This is a genomic window from Blastococcus aggregatus, assembly GCF_900221005.1.
GTDB lineage: Bacteria > Actinomycetota > Actinomycetes > Mycobacteriales > Geodermatophilaceae > Blastococcus > Blastococcus aggregatus.
On record NZ_OBQI01000004.1, the window covers coordinates 404,586 to 422,577 of the forward strand.

At 73.7% G+C, this 17,992-nt stretch carries 22 protein-coding genes and 1 pseudogene; 14 read left to right on the forward strand and 9 right to left on the reverse strand.

Features of this window, described 5'->3' with window-relative positions; genetic code table 11:
* Window positions 1-103 precede the first annotated feature (103 nt).
* The 3 genes from CRP29_RS15195 (at window position 104) to CRP29_RS15205 (ending at window position 2,627) form a co-directional block, all read left to right on the forward strand.
* Window positions 104-619: a hypothetical protein gene (locus tag CRP29_RS15195; RefSeq protein ID WP_245852839.1), complete on the forward strand. Its 516-nt coding sequence runs from the start codon at window positions 104-106 to the stop codon at window positions 617-619.
* Window positions 620-644: 25 nt separating this feature from the next.
* The gene (locus CRP29_RS15200; protein WP_097195890.1) at window positions 645-992 is read left to right on the forward strand and encodes a hypothetical protein; all 348 of its coding nucleotides are present in this window, start codon (window positions 645-647) and stop codon (window positions 990-992) included.
* A 204-nt stretch (window positions 993-1,196) separates the two neighbouring features.
* Window positions 1,197-2,627 carry an NAD(P)/FAD-dependent oxidoreductase gene (locus tag CRP29_RS15205; protein ID WP_097195891.1) on the forward strand — a complete coding sequence of 477 codons (1,431 nt, stop codon included), beginning with the start codon at window positions 1,197-1,199 and terminating at the stop codon, window positions 2,625-2,627.
* Here CRP29_RS15205 and CRP29_RS15210 read toward each other — a convergent pair.
* Entirely contained in the window at window positions 2,513-3,871 is a 1,359-nt protein-coding gene (locus tag CRP29_RS15210; protein WP_141437148.1) for an acyltransferase family protein, read from the reverse strand. The two genes, CRP29_RS15205 and CRP29_RS15210, sit on opposite strands and share 115 nt — an antisense overlap.
* 126 nt (window positions 3,872-3,997) lie before the next feature.
* Between CRP29_RS15210 and CRP29_RS15215 the strand changes: the two genes are divergently transcribed.
* Complete coding sequence (locus CRP29_RS15215) at window positions 3,998-4,933, forward strand: GGDEF domain-containing protein (RefSeq protein WP_176522990.1); 936 nt, start codon at window positions 3,998-4,000, stop codon at window positions 4,931-4,933.
* On the opposite strand, the gene CRP29_RS15220 is transcribed toward CRP29_RS15215, so the two are convergent.
* Window positions 4,930-5,889 (reverse strand): helix-turn-helix transcriptional regulator, encoded by a 960-nt coding sequence (locus CRP29_RS15220; RefSeq protein WP_097195894.1) that lies wholly within the window; start codon window positions 5,887-5,889, stop codon window positions 4,930-4,932. The genes CRP29_RS15215 and CRP29_RS15220 overlap by 4 nt on opposite strands.
* 92 nt (window positions 5,890-5,981) lie before the next feature.
* Here CRP29_RS15220 and CRP29_RS15225 point away from each other — a divergent pair, with 92 nt between their 5' ends.
* A complete protein-coding gene (locus CRP29_RS15225; RefSeq protein ID WP_097196023.1) occupies window positions 5,982-6,497 on the forward strand; it encodes a DinB family protein in 516 nt (171 codons plus the stop codon).
* Between the two features lie 6 nt (window positions 6,498-6,503).
* Here CRP29_RS15225 and CRP29_RS15230 read toward each other — a convergent pair whose 3' ends face one another.
* Together CRP29_RS15230 and CRP29_RS15235 are read right to left on the reverse strand one after the other, a co-directional pair.
* Window positions 6,504-7,454, reverse strand: a complete 951-nt coding sequence (locus tag CRP29_RS15230) for a hypothetical protein (protein ID WP_097195895.1) — start codon at window positions 7,452-7,454, stop codon at window positions 6,504-6,506.
* 25 nt (window positions 7,455-7,479) lie between these two features.
* Window positions 7,480-7,899: an ArsI/CadI family heavy metal resistance metalloenzyme gene (locus tag CRP29_RS15235; protein ID WP_097195896.1), complete on the reverse strand. Its 420-nt coding sequence runs from the start codon at window positions 7,897-7,899 to the stop codon at window positions 7,480-7,482.
* A 113-nt stretch (window positions 7,900-8,012) separates the two neighbouring features.
* On the opposite strand from CRP29_RS15235, the gene CRP29_RS15240 reads away from it, so the two are divergent.
* The 3 genes from CRP29_RS15240 to CRP29_RS15250 are packed head-to-tail and all read left to right on the forward strand — an operon-like array spanning window position 8,013 to window position 9,906.
* Window positions 8,013-8,381 carry an ArsR/SmtB family transcription factor gene (locus CRP29_RS15240; protein WP_097195897.1) on the forward strand — a complete coding sequence of 123 codons (369 nt, stop codon included), beginning with the start codon at window positions 8,013-8,015 and terminating at the stop codon, window positions 8,379-8,381.
* Window positions 8,378-9,502 carry an ACR3 family arsenite efflux transporter gene (gene arsB / locus CRP29_RS15245; protein ID WP_097195898.1) on the forward strand — a complete coding sequence of 375 codons (1,125 nt, stop codon included), beginning with the start codon at window positions 8,378-8,380 and terminating at the stop codon, window positions 9,500-9,502. Before CRP29_RS15240 ends, arsB begins: the two co-directional genes overlap by 4 nt.
* The gene (locus CRP29_RS15250) at window positions 9,499-9,906 is read left to right on the forward strand and encodes an arsenate reductase ArsC (RefSeq protein WP_097196024.1); all 408 of its coding nucleotides are present in this window, start codon (window positions 9,499-9,501) and stop codon (window positions 9,904-9,906) included. Before arsB ends, CRP29_RS15250 begins: the two co-directional genes overlap by 4 nt.
* Here the strand turns inward: CRP29_RS15250 and CRP29_RS15255 are convergent.
* The 4 genes from CRP29_RS15255 to CRP29_RS15270 all read right to left on the reverse strand — a co-directional run bounded on the left by CRP29_RS15255 (window position 9,890) and on the right by CRP29_RS15270 (window position 12,947).
* The gene (locus CRP29_RS15255) at window positions 9,890-10,426 is read right to left on the reverse strand and encodes a DUF4334 domain-containing protein (protein WP_245852840.1); all 537 of its coding nucleotides are present in this window, start codon (window positions 10,424-10,426) and stop codon (window positions 9,890-9,892) included. The genes CRP29_RS15250 and CRP29_RS15255 overlap by 17 nt on opposite strands.
* A gap of 10 nt (window positions 10,427-10,436) precedes the next feature.
* Window positions 10,437-10,646 (reverse strand): DUF4177 domain-containing protein, encoded by a 210-nt coding sequence (locus tag CRP29_RS15260; RefSeq protein WP_091984156.1) that lies wholly within the window; start codon window positions 10,644-10,646, stop codon window positions 10,437-10,439.
* A gap of 58 nt (window positions 10,647-10,704) precedes the next feature.
* Window positions 10,705-11,574, reverse strand: coding sequence for a lysophospholipid acyltransferase family protein (locus CRP29_RS15265; RefSeq protein ID WP_217991614.1), 870 nt, complete (start codon window positions 11,572-11,574; stop codon window positions 10,705-10,707).
* A gap of 92 nt (window positions 11,575-11,666) precedes the next feature.
* Complete coding sequence (locus CRP29_RS15270) at window positions 11,667-12,947, reverse strand: lipase family alpha/beta hydrolase (protein WP_097195900.1); 1,281 nt, start codon at window positions 12,945-12,947, stop codon at window positions 11,667-11,669.
* Window positions 12,948-13,038: 91 nt separating this feature from the next.
* On the opposite strand from CRP29_RS15270, the gene CRP29_RS22830 reads away from it, so the two are divergent.
* A complete protein-coding gene (locus tag CRP29_RS22830; protein WP_176522963.1) occupies window positions 13,039-13,209 on the forward strand; it encodes a hypothetical protein in 171 nt (56 codons plus the stop codon).
* 4 nt (window positions 13,210-13,213) lie between these two features.
* Here the strand turns inward: CRP29_RS22830 and CRP29_RS22835 are convergent, their stop codons facing one another.
* Window positions 13,214-13,387: a hypothetical protein gene (locus CRP29_RS22835; protein ID WP_176522991.1), complete on the reverse strand. Its 174-nt coding sequence runs from the start codon at window positions 13,385-13,387 to the stop codon at window positions 13,214-13,216.
* A gap of 92 nt (window positions 13,388-13,479) precedes the next feature.
* Here CRP29_RS22835 and CRP29_RS15275 point away from each other — a divergent pair, with 92 nt between their 5' ends.
* From CRP29_RS15275 to CRP29_RS15290, 5 genes and pseudogenes are all read left to right on the forward strand, one after another.
* Window positions 13,480-14,952: an HNH endonuclease signature motif containing protein gene (locus CRP29_RS15275; protein WP_097195901.1), complete on the forward strand. Its 1,473-nt coding sequence runs from the start codon at window positions 13,480-13,482 to the stop codon at window positions 14,950-14,952.
* A 163-nt stretch (window positions 14,953-15,115) separates the two neighbouring features.
* A complete protein-coding gene (locus tag CRP29_RS23600; protein ID WP_281256812.1) occupies window positions 15,116-15,865 on the forward strand; it encodes a serine hydrolase domain-containing protein in 750 nt (249 codons plus the stop codon).
* Window positions 15,763-16,407, forward strand: a pseudogene (locus CRP29_RS23605) (serine hydrolase); the annotation flags it as partial. The gene CRP29_RS23600 and the pseudogene CRP29_RS23605, both read left to right, overlap by 103 nt.
* 5 nt (window positions 16,408-16,412) lie before the next feature.
* The gene (locus tag CRP29_RS15285; RefSeq protein ID WP_097195902.1) at window positions 16,413-17,231 is read left to right on the forward strand and encodes an SDR family NAD(P)-dependent oxidoreductase; all 819 of its coding nucleotides are present in this window, start codon (window positions 16,413-16,415) and stop codon (window positions 17,229-17,231) included.
* On the forward strand, window positions 17,228-17,974 hold the full coding sequence (locus CRP29_RS15290) for an SDR family oxidoreductase (RefSeq protein WP_097195903.1): 747 nt from the start codon (window positions 17,228-17,230) through the stop codon (window positions 17,972-17,974). The genes CRP29_RS15285 and CRP29_RS15290 overlap by 4 nt, the downstream gene beginning before the upstream one ends.
* The last annotated feature ends 18 nt before the right edge of the window (window positions 17,975-17,992 follow it).

Sequence of the window (17,992 nt, forward strand, 5' to 3'; positions counted from 1 at the left end):
CACCGCGCACCACGAGGGAGGACGCTCGACGATCAGGGCACCTGATCCTCGCTGGGCCACGGTTGACCGGACCGGGGCTGGGCACTGCGCTTCCATGCTGAAGATGCCCATCACCCTGTCCGAGATCGCCCCCCGCATCAGCGCCGGCGCCTTCATCCTCAACAGCGGGCTCGGCAAGCGCGGAGCCGACGAGGAGACCGCGGCCGGGATGCACGGCTTCGCGGCGGGCACCTACCCGTTCCTCAAGTCCGTGCCGCCGCAGCAGTTCGCGCAGGGGCTGGCCACCACCGAGATCGTCCTCGGCGCCGCCCTGCTCACCCCCTTCGTGCCGACCTTCGCCGCCGGTGCCGCGCTCACCGCCTTCTCCGGTGGCCTGCTGGGCCTCTACCTGAAGACGCCGGGGATGCGGAAGCCCGGCAGCCTGGCGCCCACCGAGCAGGGGCTGGCCGTCGCCAAGGACAGCTGGCTGGTCGGCATCGGCATCGGGCTGATGACCCGCGGGCTGATCGAGCGCCGTCCCCGCGTGACGGTCAAGAAGGCCACCAAGCTGGCCGGAAAGCAGGCCAAGCAGGCCGCCAAGGACGCCCGCCGCGAGGTGAAGGCCGCCGCCCGGTCCTGAAGTCAGGGGTCGCTACGGTCGGGGCATGGCCACGATCGAGTCGACGACCGCGACCCTGCACGTCCGCCTGACCCGGGCGGAGAGGTTCTTCGGCCTCCTGCGCGACCTCGAGGTGCCCCGCTCCGCGATCACCGCGGTCGAGGCGGTGCCCGCCGGCCTGCGCGACGTCCGCGGCCTGCGCGCACCGGGGCTCGGCCTGCCCGGCGTGCGGGCCATCGGGACGTGGCGCCGCCGGGGAGAGAAGTCGTACGTCTCCGTGCGGCGGAACCAGCCGGCGGTTCGGATCAGCCTGACCGGGCAGCGGTACGACACCGTGCTCATCGGCACGGACGACGCCGTCGACGTGGCCGCCCGGCTCAGCCCGGGGAGCTGATCGGGCGGTCGAGCAGGACGGCGACGACGGCGGGCGCTCGTCCAGCCCCGGACCAGGGACGACGACGATCCGGGCGGGCCACGAGGTCACCCCGGCGGTCAACCGGCCGGAGCCGCCCACGGCCCGCCGGGACCAGCCGGATGTGGTTCGGATCGCGCGGGGCCGCCGGGGGCCGGAGCCGTTCGGAGTGGGAGAATCGTGAGCATGACGACAGCAGCGACGCGTGCCCCCGCCGGACGCGACACCGACAGCGGCCGGCCGCGCGTCGTCATCATCGGCTCCGGCTTCGGTGGCCTGTTCGCCGCGAGGGCACTGGCCAAGGCCCCGGTCGACATCACCCTGATCGGCAAGACCGCCCACCACCTCTTCCAGCCGCTGCTCTACCAGGTGGCCACCGGCATCCTCTCCGAGGGCGAGATCGCCCCGGCCACCCGCGAGGTGCTCCGCCACCAGAAGAACGCGACGACGGTTCTGGGCGAGGTCGTCGACATCGACCTGGCCGGCCGGACCGTCACCTCGACCGTCCTGGGCCGCACCACCGTGCACCCCTACGACGAGCTGATCGTCGCGGCCGGCGCCGGCCAGTCCTACTTCGGCAACGACCAGTTCGCCGAGTTCGCCCCCGGCATGAAGAGCATCGACGACGCCCTGGAGCTGCGCGGCCGCATCTTCGGCGCGTTCGAGCTGGCCGAGCTGGCCACCGACCAGGCCGAGATCGACCGGCTGCTCACCTTCGTCGTCGTCGGCGCCGGACCCACCGGTGTCGAGATGGCCGGGCAGATCGCCGAGCTCTCGCGCCGCACCCTGCGCCGCGACTTCCGCCGGATCGACCCCACCACCGCGCGGGTGATCCTGCTCGACGCCGCCCCCGCGGTGCTCCCCTCCTTCGGCGAGAAGCTGGGCGAGCGCGCCCGCCGCCAGCTCGCCGAGGGTGGCGTGGAGGTCCAGCTCGGCGCCATGGTCACCTCCGTCGACGCCAACGGCATCGACGTCAAGGACGGCGACGGCCAGGCCCGCCGCATCGAGGCCGCGACCAAGATCTGGGCCGCCGGCGTGCAGGCCAGCGACCTGGGCCGGATCCTCGGCGAGCAGTCCGGCGCCGCCGTCGACCGCGCCGGCCGGATCTCGGTGCAGCCCGACCTCACGCTGCCGGGCCACCCCGTGGTGCACGTCGTCGGCGACATGATGGCGCTGGACAAGCTGCCCGGCGTCGCCCAGGTCGCCATCCAGGGTGGGCGCTACGCCGCGAAGGCGATCACGCGCCGGCTGGCCGGCAAGGCGCCGCAGGCCCCGTTCCGCTACAAGGACAAGGGCTCGATGGCGACGATCTCGCGCTTCCACGCCGTCGTCGACCTCGGCGGCCGGCTGAAGTTCGAGGGCTTCATCGCCTGGGTGATGTGGCTGGCGCTGCACCTGCTCTACATCGTCGGGTTCCGCAGCCGGCTCACCGCCGCCCTGCACTGGACGGTCAGCTTCCTGGGCCGCGGCCGATCGCAGCGGGTGGCCACCCAGCAGCAGGTCTACGGCCGGCTGGCGCTCGAGCACCTCGGCCCCGGCTGGGAGGCGTCGAAGACCGGCGGCCCCAAGGAGGCCCCGCCCGCGGACGAGGACGTGACCGGGCGCGAGTCCGCCTGATCCGACCGCCCGTAGCCGTTGTGCCGCGGCAGGCTGCCCGGCGCGATCACCGGGAAGGACACCGTCGAGGGCTCACCGGCCCGCAACGGATCCACGGCGGCCGCCGGCACCGGGATGGGTGACGGGATCCGCTCCGGGGCCGTGGACTCCGGGCGGGCGGTCGACCTCAGCATGGCGAGCGTCGCCGCCCGGAGCCGCCCGCTGACCGGCCGCTCCACCAGGTGGTGCAGCGCCACGGCCGCGGCCAGCGCCACGACCGTGGCGGCCAGCACCGCGAGCCAGGGCCCGACCCGGTCGCGCACCAGGTGGATGACGTACCAGCCGAGGTTCTCGTGGACCAGGTACAGCGGATAGGTGAGCGCGCCCGCGACCGTCATCCACCGGGCGCTGCGCCGGGCCAGCGAGGTCAGCGTCACGAGCGCCACCAGCGCGAAGCAGGCGAGCGTGCCGAGGGCGATCAGCGCGGCCGACGGCGTCCAGGGCGTCTCCAGGCCGAGCACGTACCGGTAGTACTCCAGCGAGAAGTTCAGCGCGAACAGGCCCTGCAGGCCGACCAGCAGCCACGTCCCGGTGTCGTGCCCGTCGCGGTGGATCAGGTACAGCAGCATGCCGCCGGCGAAGAAGGGCGCGTAGTCGGGCATGAGGACGGCGGTCAGCAGCTGCGAGTCCGCGCCCTCGGCGAGCGCCCCGGCGACGGGCCACAGGGCGCAGAACGCCAGGATGCGCCTGCGCGTGATGCCGACCAGCATGAGCAGCACGATCAGGAGGTAGAAGCGCGCCTCGTACCAGAGCGTCCAGTACGGCCCGTCGACGTCGTGCACGCCGAAGGCGCCCTGGACCATCGTGAGGTTGAGCAGCGCGTCCGTCGTGGTGATGTCGTGGCCGAAGAAGGCCGGGTTCGCCGGCCAGACGTAGAGGACCAGGACGATGCTGAAGGCCGCCGCCACCCAGTACGCCGGATAGAGCCGGGCCACGCGGGAGGCGACGAAGCCCGGCACGTCCCTGCCCCAGGAGCTCATCAGGAGCACGAAGCCGCTGATGACGAAGAACAGCGGCACACCCATCCGCCCGTAGGCGGCCCACTGCCCCACCGGCGCGAGTGCTCCGGGGACCGGCCCGTCCCAGGCCGGGCTGTTCCGCGCCGTGAAGTGGAAGGCGACCACGCTGATCGCGGCCAGCAGCCGCAGGACGTCGAGCATCCCGAGGCGGCGGTCCGGCGTGCTGACAGGCGCTACCGAGGTCACGTCAGCGGACGCTAGCGACGACGGCGACCGGAACCGGGGATGCCGTGACGAGGCGGGAACCGTCCGTCACATGGACCTCATGGGGCGCTGTGCGCCCAGGTTGCGGTGACCGGAAAGATGCAGGTCATGGATCGCCCACGCGGTGCGCCGGCGGAGATGCTGCTGGGAGCGCTCTACCTCGTCAGCGGAGTCCTGTGCTTCGCCGGCGCGGCCTGGCCCATGCACCCGGAGTCCCCCGTGCGATTGCTCTGGGCGCTGGGCTGCGTCGGCATGGTCGGGGGCGCGGCCATCGCCCTCCTCGGCCGGAAGCTGCCTGCGTGGGCCGTCGACGGCGCGCTGGTCGCGCTGTCGGCGCTCATCGGCGTCCTGGCCTGGCGGTCGGCGACGGCGGTGGGGATCGTCGGGCTCGGTCCGGCCATGATCGCCGTCGGTCTCTACGCCGCGCACGTGCTGCGGCTGGCCGCCGCGCGGGCGCACGCCGCGGTCCTCGTGGTCGCCACCAGCATCGGCGCCGCTGCGGCCGCACCGTCGGACTTCGCGCCGACCTGGCTGACCCTCGTGGTCACGGTGGTCGCGCTGACCGAGGCACAGGGACGCCTGGCCCGCCGACTGCGCAACGCGGCGGACACCGACCCGCTCACCGGGGTGGCCAACCGGCGGTCCTGGGAGGCCGAGACCTCCCGCCACCTGGCCCGCGCGCTCCGCGTCGGCGAGCCGATGAGCGTCGCCATCCTCGACCTCGACGACTTCAAACTGGTCAACGACCGGGACGGGCACGGCGCCGGCGACGCGCTGCTGCGCGAGCTGACCGCCGGCTGGGCGGACCGGCTGCGCCACGCGGACCTGCTCGGCCGCTACGGCGGGGACGAGTTCGTGCTCTGCCTACCCGCCACCGACGAGCAGGGCGCGCACGAGCTCCTGGACCGGCTGGAGGAGAGCCACCCGTTCCGCTGGTCGGTGGGCCTGGCCACCGTCGTCCCGAGCGACACGCTGGCCACCGTGCTGGCCCGCGCCGACGAGGACCTCTACCTGCGCAAGCGCGCCGGGCGCAGTCCGGGCTAGACCCGCGTGGCGCGCTCGAACCGGCCCGCCCACTCCGCCAGCAGGGCCGGCAGCGCGGGTGGGGAGAGCACCGTGAACTCCGCGCCCACGCTGCCCAGCGCGAGTGCGGCCCAGCTCAGGTCGTAGGTCTCCATGCGCAGCCGGCAGGTCCCGCCGACCTGCTCGGTGACCGTCGCCCAGGCCCCGATCCGCCGGCGGACGTCGTCGGCGGGCGCGTCGACCAGCGCCTCGACCACGTGCGCCGCCGACCGCGCGTCGGTGCCACTGCGCACGAACGCGGCGGCGTCCTCGGCCGGCAGGGACCGCGGTGCGAACCGCTGCCCGGTGCCCCGCGGCGCGCTCAACCGGTCCAGGCGGAAGCTGCGCCAGTCCCCCCGCCCCAGGTCGTAGGCGACCAGGTACCACCGCCGGCCCATCGCCACGAGGCGGAAGGGCTCGGTCAGCCGCTCGGTCCGGGCGCCGTCTGCGGCGGTGTAGGAGAACTCCAGCCGTTCGGTGTCGCGGCAGGCGCCCGCCACCGCGACGAGCACCTGCGGATCGACGACGGCGCCCCACACGCCCCCGGCGGCGGGCACCGTCATGGCGCTCAGCGCGTCCGCGCGGCGCCGCAGCCGCGCCGGGAGCACCTGGGTCACGACGGTGAGCGCCCGGACCGACGCCTCGGCCATGCCGGCCACCGCGCTCGAGGCCGCCGCCTGCAGGCCGACGGTGAGCGCCACCGCCTCGTCGTCGTCCAGGACGAGCGGCGGGAGGGCGGCGCCGGGGGCGAGCCGGTAGCCGCCGTCCACCCCCGGCTGCGCCGCCACCGGGTAGCCGAGCTCGCGGAGCCGGTCGACGTCGCGCCGCAGGGTGCGCAGCGAGACGCCCAGCCGCGCGGCGAGATCGCCGCCGGCCCAGTGCCGGCGCTGCTGGAGGATCGACAGCAGCCGCAGGGTGCGGTTCCCGGGGCTCGTCACGAGCAGACATCCTTCCTCATTGCGGCCAGGATCTGTCACCGATTGCTCCTAGCGTCGTGAGTGACCGATCCACCGACCGGAAGGCACTCGCGATGACCACCTCCACCTCGACCACCGAGCGCGCGGACCTGCTCGAGCTGCTGCAGGCGCATCGGCATTTCCTCCGCTTCACCGTGCAGGGCATCTCGGACCAGCAGGCCCGGGAGCGCACCACGGTCAGCGAGCTGACGCTCGGCGGCTTGATCAAGCACGTGAGCCGCATCGAGGCCGAGTGGGCGCGCTTCACGACCGAGGGGCCGTCGGCCGTGGCCCCGCCGGCCGACGAGGCCGGCTACGCGGACTGGGCCGACGGGCACCGGCTGCTGCCCGACGAGACGCTGGCCGGCGTGCTGGCGGAGTACGAGGAGGTGGCCGCACGCACCGACGAGCTGGTGCGGACGCTGGACCTGGATGCGTCCTTCCCGCTGCCGGAGGCGCCCTGGTTCCCCCCGGGCGCACGCCGGTCGGTGCGCCGGACGTTCCTGCACATCGCTGCGGAGACCGCCCAGCACTCCGGGCACGCGGACATCCTGCGGGAGTCCCTCGACGGCCAGAAGACGATGGGCTGACCCGCGTCAGTCCTCGCCGAGCGCGGCGAGGTGGGCGGCCGCGCGGTCGCGGGCGTCGGCCGCCTCGTCGGCCTCCCGCTGGGCGGCGGCCCGGCGGCGCTCCTCGCGCTTGAGGGCGGCCGCGGCGTCGGCGGCCGCGCGCTCGGCCTCGGCCAACCGGTCGGCGAGCTCGTCGACGCGCGCCTGCAGGTCGGTGCGCCGGGCGGCGAGCTCCTCGGTCTGCTCCCGGTGCTGATCGAGCGTGGCCGCCGCCTCCTCGGCGGCGGCGGTGGCCTCCTCCAGGACGACGCGGGCCGCGGCCAGCTCGCGCCGCCGCTTCTCCTCCGCGGCCTGCCTGCGCTCCTCCTGCTCCCGCGCGCGACGGTCGGCGGCGGACTCCCCCGCCGGCTTCCGCGGTGTCGCCTTCGCCGGCGTCGCGGCGGTCGTGGCGGGGCGAGCGGCCGTCGGAGCGGGGTGCACCAGCCGCAGGTCGGGCTTGGACACCGTCGTCCCCAGGCCGCTGTAGTTCATCGGCGAGGTGAGCCGGCCGGTAAGCAGGGCCCGGCCTGCGTCGGGGTCCGACATCGCGGCACGCAGAGTCTCCTCCACCTGGGTGGCGACGGCCGTGCTCACCGGGTGCCCCCGGTCGGAGGCGAGCGTGCGCGCCTGCCGGGTCAGCGCGGTGACCAGCTGCCGCCGCTGGACGTCGAGGGCGCGCAGCTGGTCACCGGCCAGGTTCTCCTGCGCCTCGCGGAGCAGGTCGCCGAGCTCGACGAGATCCTCCAGCTCGGCGCGCTGCTCGCGGACCAGCAGGTTGCACGCCCATGCGGCCGCCGACGGCTTGGGCAGGGCGCCGATCTCCTTGGCCAGGGCCTTGTCGCCGTCGGCCTTGGCCGCGTCCTGCCGCTCCGTCCGGAGCGCGACGAACTCCTCCGGCGGCACCTCGTACAGCTCGTCGGCCACCTCGTCGAACTCCACGCGCCGACCCTGCCAGAGCGGGACCTCAGCAGCAGGCGGGAGCAGGCTCCGCGGCGGTCTTGCCCTCCAGATCGGGGCGCGCGTCGCCGGTGACGGTGTAGACCTCCCACGGCTCACCACCCGGGCCGGTGACCCACACCTTGTCCTGGACGGCGTAGCAGCAGGCGGTGTTCTCCTCGGCCCGCGTCGCCAGGCCGGCGTCGGCCAGCCGGTTCGTCGCCGCGGTCACCTCGTCGGTCGTGGCGACCTCCACCCCGAGGTGGTCCATGCGGGTGGGCTCGCCCGCCTGACCCTCGAGCAGCACCAGCTTGAGCGGCGGCTCGGCGATCGCGAAGTTGGCGTACCCGGGACGGCGCTTGGCGGGCTGGGTGTCGAACAGCCGCGAGTAGAACGTGACGGCCGCCTCGAGGTCGGCGACGCGGAGAGCGAGCTGGACACGGGACACGGTGGACCTCCTGGGAGAACCTGAGACTTCGACGGACGTCGATGTCTGCACATCGAATGAACACCTGACATCGACGCTTGTCAATACGATGCATGTCGTTACGATGGCAACCGATGTCCGGACCTGAGGAGACGACGATGAGCGACCCCGGCCTGGCGTGCTGCACGCCCCTGTCCGGTACGGCGATGTCCACCGAGCAGGCCGAGCAGGTGGCCCCCCTGCTCAAGGCGCTCGCCGATCCGGTGCGGCTCCGGTTGCTGAGCCTGATCGCCTCCAGCACTACCGGTGAGGCCTGCGTCTGCGACCTCAACGACGCCTTCGACCTCACCCAGGCGACCATCAGCCACCACCTCAAGGTGCTGCACTCCGTCGGTCTGCTCGACCGCGAGAAGCGCGGCGTGTGGGTCTACTACGCGGTCCGGCCCGAGGCGCTGACCGCCGTCGCCGGCCTGTTCCAGACCGCTTCGCTGACGCCGGCATGAGCGACGCCGTCCGCGACACCGCACGCCCCGGCGCCTCCGCCGACGCGCCGGTCCTGCGGAAGCTCTCGACGCTGGACCGGTTCCTGCCGGTCTGGATCGTCGCCGCGATGGCGCTCGGGCTGGCACTCGGCCGCTGGATCCCGGGTCTGGACGACGCCCTGTCGGCCGTCGAGGTCGGCAACGTCAGTCTGCCGATCGCGGTCGGGCTGCTGCTGATGATGTACCCGGTGCTCGCCAAGGTCCGGTACTCCGAGCTCGACCGGGTGACCGGTGACCGGAAGATGCTCACCGCCAGCCTGGTGCTCAACTGGCTGGTCGGGCCCGCGCTGATGTTCACCCTGGCCTGGCTGCTGCTGCCCGACCTGCCCGAGTACCGGACCGGCCTGATCATCGTGGGCCTGGCCCGCTGCATCGCGATGGTGCTGATCTGGAACGACCTGTCCTGCGGCGACCGCGAGGCCGCCGCGGTGCTGGTCGCGATCAACTCGGTGTTCCAGATCGTCGCCTTCGCCGCGCTCGGCTGGTTCTACCTGCAGGTGCTGCCCGGGTGGCTGGGCCTGTCCACCACCTCGGCGGAGTTCAGCGTCTGGGCCATCCTGGTCAGCGTCCTGGTCTTCCTGGGCATCCCGCTGCTCGCCGGCTTCCTCACCCGCACGATCGGCGAGCGCCGCCGCGGCCGCACCTGGTACGAGGAGCGGTTCCTGCCGCGGATCGGCCCGGTCGCGCTCTACGGGTTGCTGTTCACCATCGTGATGCTCTTCGCGCTGCAGGGCGACGCGATCACCTCCAACCCGTGGGACGTCGCCCGCATCGCCCTGCCGCTGCTGGCCTACTTCGCGCTGATGTTCGGCGGCTCGTTCCTGCTCGGCATGCGGCTGGGGCTCGGCTACGCGAAGACCGCCACGCTGGCGTTCACCGCCGCGGGCAACAACTTCGAGCTCGCCATCGCCGTGGCCATCGGCACCTTCGGCGTGACCAGCGGCCAGGCGCTGGCCGGCGTCGTCGGCCCGCTGATCGAGGTGCCGGTGCTGGTCGGACTGGTCTACGTCGCCCTGTGGGCGGCGCGCCGCTGGTTCCCCGGCGACCCGTCCGTCCCTGCGAGCGTCCGGAGCGCCCGGTGACCCCGTCGGTCCTGTTCGTCTGCGTGCACAACGCCGGCCGATCCCAGATGGCGGCCGGCTGGCTGCGCTCGCTGGCCGGCGACGCCGTCGAGGTCCGGTCGGCCGGCTCGGTCCCGGCCGACCGGGTCAACCCGGCGGCGGTGCAGGCGATGGCCGAGGTCGGCATCGACATCTCCGGCCAGCAGCCGAAGGTGCTCACCACCGACGCCGTCGAGGCCTCCGACGTCGTCATCACCATGGGTTGCGGCGACGCCTGCCCGATCTTCCCGGGGAAGCGCTACCTGGACTGGGCGCTCGACGACCCGGCCGGCCAGGGCGTCGAGGCCGTCCGCCCGATCCGCGACGAGATCGAGCGGCGGATCCGCGGGCTGCTCGCCGAGCTCGGGGTCAGCGCTCGCGCCTGAGCACGAAGAAGAACGGGCCGGGCAGGCCCCGCAGATCCATCAGACCCAGCCGGACGTCGTCGGACACCCGGCGGAAGACGTCGATGATCGGCAGCGCGTCGTAGACCATCGCCGCGGTGTGGATGCCGCGGTGCTCGACGGTCCGCAGCCGGGCTCGCGGCTTCGTCGTCGTCACCAGCGGGCGGGCGAGGCGGAACGCGGCCCGCGCCGCCCGGGAGTGCGCGAGCGCCGGCCGGTCGCGGAGCACGGCCATCGGCACGAAGACGGGGTCCACCGGCCGCGGACCGGCGCGGGTCGTGAACAGCAGCGGGTGCACGGTCTCGGCGTCGAGGAACTCCTTGCCGTACCACCCGTACGCCTCGAGCAGGCCGTCCAACGGCGATCCGGTGGGCAGACCGCTCCCCCGCCACCGGCCAAGCATGTCGTCGGTCGCGACGGCGTCGAGGGAGTCGAACAGGGCCAGCGCCTCCTCGGGGGAGGCGCCGGCGCCGTGCTCGACCAGCCACTGGTCGGTGCTCACGAGCGACAGGTCAGGAGACCGGGCGCTCGAAGGTCACCAGGACGCCCTCGACGCCCCCCGGGCCGATGCGGCCCTTGACCTCGACGGCGGTGACGGCCTTGAGCTGCCACCCCTCGCGGGCGTGCTCGTTGAGCACCTTCTCGAGCTTGCCGCCGGACATCTTGCCGCCGACCATCCCCTCGCGGATCTCCTCGACCTTGTACTCGAACCGTGCAGCCATGCCCAGCCTCCTCGTCGACGCGCGGAGCCTGCCCGGACGGGAGGCCCTGCGTCGAGGGTCAGCCAAGCACGGGCAGGGTGCGCTTGGCCGCGAGCCTGTCCATGCCGGCCTGGATCTGCGCCTCGACCTGGTCGTAGATCTTCTGCACGTAGGCCTCGTCCTCGGCCCGCTCCGGGTCGTCGTCGACCTCGACGGGCTCCAGCAGCTCGGTGCGGATCTTCGCCGGCAGCGGCACGTGCGCCGGCAGGATCTCGACCGCCAGCGGGAACGGGAAGCCCGCGATGATCGGCAGGTTGGCCCCGCGCAGGGTGGACTTCAGGCCGGTGACCTTGTCGAGCGCGGTGGCCAGCCACTTGCCCTCGGAGACGATGAAGACGGTGTCGTGGCCCCCGACGGTCGCCACCGGCACGATCGGGACGCCGGAGCGGATCGCCTGCTTCACGAAGCCGGTGCGCCCGCCGAGCGTGGCGACGTCGCGCTTGCGCCAGCTGCGCATCGCGTCGATCTCACCGCCGGGCCAGACGACGACGTCCTCGCCCTGGTCCAGCGCGGCGCCGACGCTCCTCCGGTTCGCCGCGACGACGCCGACGGCGCGGAAGTAGTCGCCCAGGCCGGGCGCCGCCATGAGCACGTCGTGCGCGGTGCCGTGCAGCGTGCGCCGGCCCTCGAAATGGGTGTGCCAGGCGTTGACCAGCGTCCAGGCGTCCATGGTCAGCGCGCCGCCGGAGTGGACGCCGACGACCAGGCTCGTCCGGTCGGGCACGTTCTCCCAGCCGCCGATCTCGAGCCGGAAGTACCACTTGTTCAGCAGGTCGTAGAACGGCTGCTGGAGGCGCAGGAGCGTCTCGTTCGGCGGCTGCGGCTCCATCGCGGCGCTCACGCGCCAGCCGATCAGTCGCTGGAGGAGGTTCTGCTCGTTCTCGGCCACGCTGCTCCCTCGGTGCTGAAGGACGACGGCTGTGCTGTGCGGTTCAACGTCCGAGAAACCCTGAGGTCACGCCGCCGGCACAGCGTGCCCGGTCACCGGTCGGGCAGCACCTCGGGAGCCGTCGGCCGCGGACCCTCCGGCCGGTCCACCAGCCAGCGCCGGATGGCCGCGTACACCCGCGGGTGGTCCAGGAGGCCGAAGTGGTGCAGCCCGCCGACGCGCTCCACGTGGTCGCCCGGGAACGCCAGGCGGTCGTCGTCGCCGGTGTCACCCGCGGCACTGCGGGGGGACACCATGAGGTCGCCGAAGAGGTCCGCCAGCCGCCCCGAGGTGTTCGGGCTCAGGGTCGCCATCACCACGAAGTGCCGGGCACCGTGGTGCAGGGGCACGAGCGTGCGGATGGCCGGTTCCGGACCGTCGAGATCCCGGCCGGCCCAGTCGTCCTCGACCAGGGTGCCGTGGCGGAGGTCCTTGATGCCCACGCTGCGCAGCGACAGCACGCGGGCGAGCGGGCGGGTCTCGGGAAACCGGGCGAGCTGCAGGGTGAGCCGGTGGACCCCGCGCTCCAGCGGGGCGCCCAGGTGCGGCGAGCCGAGGGTGATCGTGTCGCGCACCAGGTGCGTCCAGGGCTGCGCCTCCGCCGTGCCGTCGCAGGCCTGGTGCAGGGCGCTGCGCGCGACCAGCCCGCCCATGGAGTGGCCGACCACGACCAGGTCCTGGACCTCTCGCGGCCAGGCCGCCACCAGGTCCGCGAGCAGCGCGGCGAGCGAGTCGCCGTTGTCGGAGATGTGCCGGCCGGTGTTGTAGCGCAGGTAGACCGGGGTGAGCCCGAGGTCTGCCTGCAGGAGCGACCCGTAGGTGACGTCACGGCGTCCGTGGTGCTTCTCGGCGCCGTAGGCCCAGGAGTCCTCGGTCTCGGTCAGCCCGTGCAGGAAGACCGCGATCCGGCCGGTCGCCTCGGGGAACGCCGTCCGCAGCGAGTCGGCGTCCGGCAGCACCGCCCGCCCGGCCACCCGGACGGTCATGCCGAGATCGAGCCCCGGAGCGGCCTGCTGCACGAGGTCTCCGTGCGCTCCGTTGAGGAAGCCGAGGACCGCCCGTCCGCGTCGCTCCTCGTCCAGGTCGCGGCCGCTGGCCCGCTCCACGGCGGCGCGGCCCACGGCCCGTGCGCCCAGCCCGAGCGCCAGCCCCACGCTCGCGTAGCTCAACCCGGCGACGGCGTCGTGCCACAGCTTCACCGGGCGGCCGACGGGGCCGACCACTCCGAACACGCGGTCGGCGATGCCCTGGTGCACCTCGCGGACGCGGCTGGTGGTCCCCCGCAGTGTCAGCCGGGCCAGCTCCGTCGCACCCTGTACCTCGTCGGTGCGCATGAGGTCTCCCTACCCGTGGACCGTTCGACCGACCTGTGCGTTGCGGCACCTAGGCTGGACGGCGCATCCGCACCCGACCGGAGGAGTTCCCGTGCTGCGTCTGCTCGGCTGGCTCGTGGTCATCTGGCTGGCGCTCAGCATCCTGGGCGCCGTCATCAAGGGGTTGTTCTGGCTCACCGTGCTCGGCCTCCTGCTCGCCGGCGCCACCGTCGCGCTCGGCTGGACCAAGCGCGACCGGAAGGAACTGCCCCGACGCTGGTGACCGGTCAGTCGCCGTCGCCGTCGATGTCGCCGGTCATCCCGTCGCCGTAGGGCAGCACCTCGCCGTACACCGGCGCTGGGACGACGACGTCGGTCTGCACCTCGACCTGCGCCTCGCGGGCGACCCGCGCTCCGGCGACCAGCTCGTCCAGGGAGATCTCGTACCGGGGATCGGCCATGCCGGCATCCTGCCCCCGACGTCCCGCGGAACGGTAGGACTGCCGCGCCCTCGAGCGCGGAAACTGTCGTACCCCGACCGTACGTTCGTTCCATGCCGGTGGTCGAGGTGCAGCGGTCCTCTCTGGAGGGGGTGCTGCTGGAGCTCGCGCCGGTGGTCGAGCACGTGCCCGCCGACCGGCTGTTGGCGGAGGAGGCGGTGCGGGCGCTGACCCTGCTGCAGGAGCGGAAGGCGAGGGACGTCGCCCGCGAGGCCGAGCTGCTCATGGCTCTAGCCGCGCATCGTCCGGACACCGACGATCCGCCGCCGGGGCATCCCGGTGCTCGGCGGCGGGGTGCGGGGTCGCCGGTGCCGGGCACGTCGGAGTTCCTGCCCGACGAGGTCGCGATGGTGCTCAACTGCGGCCGCCCGTTCGCGACCGACAAGCTGTCCGAGGCCTACCAGTTGGTGGAACGGATGCCGGCGGTGCACGCGGAGCGTGCGGCGGGCCGGCTGGACCCCTACCGGGCGCGGATCTTCGCCGACGTGCTCGGCACGGCCTCCGACGAGGTGATCGCCGTCGTGGTGCCGGCGGTCCTCCCGTCCGCTGCGGGCTGGTCGTCGGGGACGCTGCGGAAGCGGCTGATCGCGGCGGCGGTGGCGGCGGACGAGGAGTTCGCCGAGCGTCGCCGGGTCGAGGCCGAGCGACGCGCCGCGGTCCGGCTGTACCCGACCGCGGACGGCATGTCGGCGCTGACCACCGAGGCGCCGGCGGCGGTGACGGCGGCGATGTGGTCGGTGATCGACCAGGCCGCGCAGCTGGCCAAGACCGCAGGCGATGACCGGCCGATCGGGGTGCTGCGCGCCGAGGCGCACGCCGCGCGCGTGCTCGGCACGCAGGACGGTGGCCCTGCCCTGACCGGGCACGTCACGATCACCGCCCCGCTGTCCGCCCTCGTCCCCTCCAACTCAGCACCCACAGCGGAGTCCGGACCGACCATCGGCGGCAGCCCGATCACCACGGCGCACCTCCGCGAACTCCTCGCGCAGCTCGACGCTCTCGGCGTGCAGGCGCCGCCGGGCGGCAGCCTCGCGCTGGCGCTCACCGACGACAACGGCGTACTGCTCGCCACCGTCACCCCCGCCGAACTGAGCCGCCTGGCCACCCGCGGCTGCCTGGAGCACGGCCGGGACGCCGACTGCGGCTGCCCCGTGCTGGGCCCCCCACCCGAGGTGCCCGGCTACAGCCACACCGCAGCCCAGGAACGCTTCCTCCGGCTCCGCGACCGCACCTGCCGCCACCCCGGCTGCGGCCAGCCCGCCGGCCGCACCGACGCCGACCACGTCGTGGCCTACGACTGCGGCGGACGAACCAGCTGCGACAACCTTTGCTGCCTGTGCCGCTCCCACCACCGGCTCAAGACCTTCGCCCGCGGCTGGCGCTTCCGCATGGACCCCGACGGCACCCTGCACGTCACCACACCGTCCGGCATCACGCGGAGCACACGCCCACCCGGCCTCCGCGAGCAACGCTCACTACCGCCTCCGCGACCGAGCCCGGTCGACGACGACCCGCCACCGTTCTGAGCGGAGTCGGGCCGACCGGCGAGCGGCCGCGGGACACACCGCCCGTGACACGCTCGACCGCGTGACCACGAGCGAAGACGGACCGACCGCGACGATCCGCGCCGCCGCCGGCTACCTGCGCTCGTGGCTCGAGGCGCAGGCCGCGCACCGCCGGGTGCCCGGGGTGCAGGTCGCCGTCCGCTCCGGCGGCGAGCTGGTGCTGTCGGCCGCCGTGGGCGTCGCCGACGTCGGCACCGGCGCACCGCTCACTGCCGAGCACCTGTTCCACGTCGCGTCGCACTCCAAGACGTTCACCGCGACCGCGGTCCTGCAGCTGGTCGAGGCCGGCCGGATGCGGCTCGACGACCCGATCGGCAGCCACGTCCCCGAGCTCGAGGCGGCCGGCTCCCCGATCGCCCGGGCCACGGTGCGCGAGCTGCTCGGCCACCAATCCGGGGTCACCCGCGACGGCGCGCACGCGGACTTCTGGCAGCTGGAGACATCGTTCCCCGGCCGGGAGCGGCTGATCGCCGAGGCCGGGAACGGCGTCGTCCACGGACGCAACGAGCACTTCAAGTACTCCAACGTCGGCTACGGCCTGATCGGCCTGGCCATCGAGGCGGTCACCGGCGAGCCGTTCGCCGAGCACGTCCAGCACGCCGTCCTCGGGCCGCTGGGCCTGACGCGGACCGGCGCCGACCACGACCCGGCGCGGTCCGACGAGTACGCCGCCGGCCACACCGCGCTGCTGCTCGGTGAGCAGACCCGCCGGGTGCTCGGGCACGACGGCACGGCGCCTACGCGCCGGCCACCGGGTTCTGGTCGACCGCCGAGGAGCTCAGCGTCTTCGCCGAGGCCGCACTCGTCCTCGGCGACGACCGGCTCCTCCCCGACGACTCCAAGCGGATCATGCAGCGGCTCGAGTCGGTGGTGACCGCCTACGGCACGGAGGTCGGCCGGTACGGGCTCGGCGTCGACCTGAGCACCGTCGGCGAGCGACACCTGGTGGGGCACAGCGGCGGCTGGCCGGGGCACATCACCCTCACCCTCGCGGATCCGGGGGCCGGGCTCGTGATCAGCGTGCTCACCAACGCGATCGACGGCCCCGCCCAGGAGCTCGCGCACGGACTGGTGAAGCTGGTCGACGCCACCCTGGCACCGCGGGCGGAGGTGCCCGCACCACCGGCGGACGCCCCGCCGCTCGCCTCGTTCACCGGCCGGTTCGCAGGGTTGTGGGGCGTGCTCGACGTCGCCGAGCTGGGCGGCCGGCTCGTGCTGGTCCGCGCCACCCTGCCCGACCCTCTGCACGGCATGGAGGAGCTCCAGGTGATCGACGCCGACACGCTGCGGGTGGCGGCGCAGCCCGGCTTCGGGGCGGGCGGCGAGCTCGTGCCGCTGGAGCGGGACGCCGCGGGCCGGGTGGTGGCGCTGCGCCTGGGCGGGGTGACCCACCGCGCGATGGGCTCCCTACGGTGACGCCCATGGACGACGCAGCACGAACCGGCCCGCGCCGGGTGCTCATCACCGGCAGTGCATCCGGCCTGGGCGCCGCGCTCGCGGCCCAGTTCGCCGCCCGCGGCGACCGGGTGATGGTCACCGACCTGGCCGCCGACGCCGCGGTGCCCGCCGGGGCGGTCTACCAGCGCCTCGACATCACCTCCGACGACGACTGGCGCGCCGCGCGTGACCGCGTCCGCTCCGAGTTCGGCGGCCTGGACGTGCTGGTGAACAACGCCGGCATCGCCGCCGGCGGGCGGATCGACCGGCTCACCGCCGAGCACTGGCGCCGGGTTCTCGACGTCAACGTCCTCGGCGCGGTCACCGGATGCCGCACCTTCGTGCCGCTGTTCAAGGAGCAGGGGCGCGGTCACCTGGTCAACGTCGCCTCGGCGGCCGGCCTGGTGCACCCGCCCGCCATGACGTCCTACGACGCCGGGAAGGCCGCGGTGGTCGCGCTCTCGGAAAGCCTCCGGTGGGAGCTGGCGCCGTGGGGCATCGACGTCTCGGTCGTCTGCCCGTCGTTCTTCCGCACCAACCTCGCGGCCTCGCTGGGCGGCGACGACCCGATGATGGACACGGTGGCCACCCGGCTGATCGAGGGCTCGAAGCTCGGCGCCGACCAGATCGCCGAGCGGGTCGTGCGCGCCGTCGACGTGAAGCGCTTCCTCGTCCTCCCCGACCGCAACGCGCGGCTCGCCTTCTGGACCAAGCGGCTGGTCCGGCCGCTGTACGACCGGCAGATGCTCGGCATGGGTGCGCGCATCCGCGGTGCCGAGCAGCAGGCCGGGGGTGCGGCGTGAGCCGCGGCGTCGTCCTCATCACCGGCGCGAGCGCCGGTCTGGGCGAGGAGATGGCCCGCCAGTTCGCCGACCTCGGCTACGACCTCGCGCTGTGCGCCCGGCGCACCGAGCGGCTCGACTCCCTGGCTGAGGAGATCCGTGCGCGCACCGGCCGGCGGGTGGAGACCGCAGCGCTCGACGTGACCGACGCCCACGCCGTCCCCACCGTCTTCGGCGGGTTCGCCGACTCCTTCGGAACGATCGACCGGGTGGTCGTGAACGCCGGACTCGGCAAGGGCGCCGCACTCGGCACCGGCCAGGCCGACGTCAACCGGGCGACGGCGATGACCAACTTCGTCGGCGCGCTGGCCCAGACCGAGGCGGCGCTGGAGATCTTCCGCCGCCAGCAGCGCGGCCACCTGGTGCTGATCTCGTCGATCTCGGCGCTGCGCGGCATGCGCAAGGCGATGACCACCTACGCCGCCACGAAGGCCGGTGTCGCGGCGCTGGCCGAGGGGCTCCGGGTCGAGCGCATCCCCGGCGTCGACGTCACGGTCATCTACCCGGGCTACATCCGGTCGGAGATGAACGCGCACGTCCAGCAGAAGACGCGGTTCATGGTGGACACCCCGACCGGCGTCCGAAGCCTGGTCGCGGCCATCGAGAAGCGCCGCGCGAAGGCCTACGTCCCGGCGTGGCCGTGGGTGCCGATCGGGTTCCTCCTGCGGGTACTGCCGCTGTCGGTGATCCGGAGGCTCACCTGACCGGAGCGAACCTGGATG

Bases quoted from the DNA above. Each gene is read 5' to 3' on its own strand.
- CRP29_RS15195 (WP_245852839.1), top strand. From the start codon at position 104: ATGCCCATCACCCTGTCCGAGATCGCCCCCCGCATCAGCGCCGGCGCC.
- CRP29_RS15200 (WP_097195890.1), top strand. From the start codon at position 645: ATGGCCACGATCGAGTCGACGACCGCGACCCTGCACGTCCGCCTGACC.
- CRP29_RS15205 (WP_097195891.1), top strand. From the start codon at position 1,197: ATGACGACAGCAGCGACGCGTGCCCCCGCCGGACGCGACACCGACAGC.
- CRP29_RS15215 (WP_176522990.1), top strand. From the start codon at position 3,998: ATGGATCGCCCACGCGGTGCGCCGGCGGAGATGCTGCTGGGAGCGCTC.
- CRP29_RS15225 (WP_097196023.1), top strand. From the start codon at position 5,982: ATGACCACCTCCACCTCGACCACCGAGCGCGCGGACCTGCTCGAGCTG.
- CRP29_RS15240 (WP_097195897.1), top strand. From the start codon at position 8,013: ATGTCCGGACCTGAGGAGACGACGATGAGCGACCCCGGCCTGGCGTGC.
- arsB (WP_097195898.1), top strand. From the start codon at position 8,378: ATGAGCGACGCCGTCCGCGACACCGCACGCCCCGGCGCCTCCGCCGAC.
- CRP29_RS15260 (WP_091984156.1), bottom strand. From the start codon at position 10,646: ATGGCTGCACGGTTCGAGTACAAGGTCGAGGAGATCCGCGAGGGGATG.
- CRP29_RS15270 (WP_097195900.1), bottom strand. From the start codon at position 12,947: ATGCGCACCGACGAGGTACAGGGTGCGACGGAGCTGGCCCGGCTGACA.
- CRP29_RS22835 (WP_176522991.1), bottom strand. From the start codon at position 13,387: ATGGCCGATCCCCGGTACGAGATCTCCCTGGACGAGCTGGTCGCCGGA.
- CRP29_RS15275 (WP_097195901.1), top strand. From the start codon at position 13,480: ATGCCGGTGGTCGAGGTGCAGCGGTCCTCTCTGGAGGGGGTGCTGCTG.
- CRP29_RS15285 (WP_097195902.1), top strand. From the start codon at position 16,413: ATGGACGACGCAGCACGAACCGGCCCGCGCCGGGTGCTCATCACCGGC.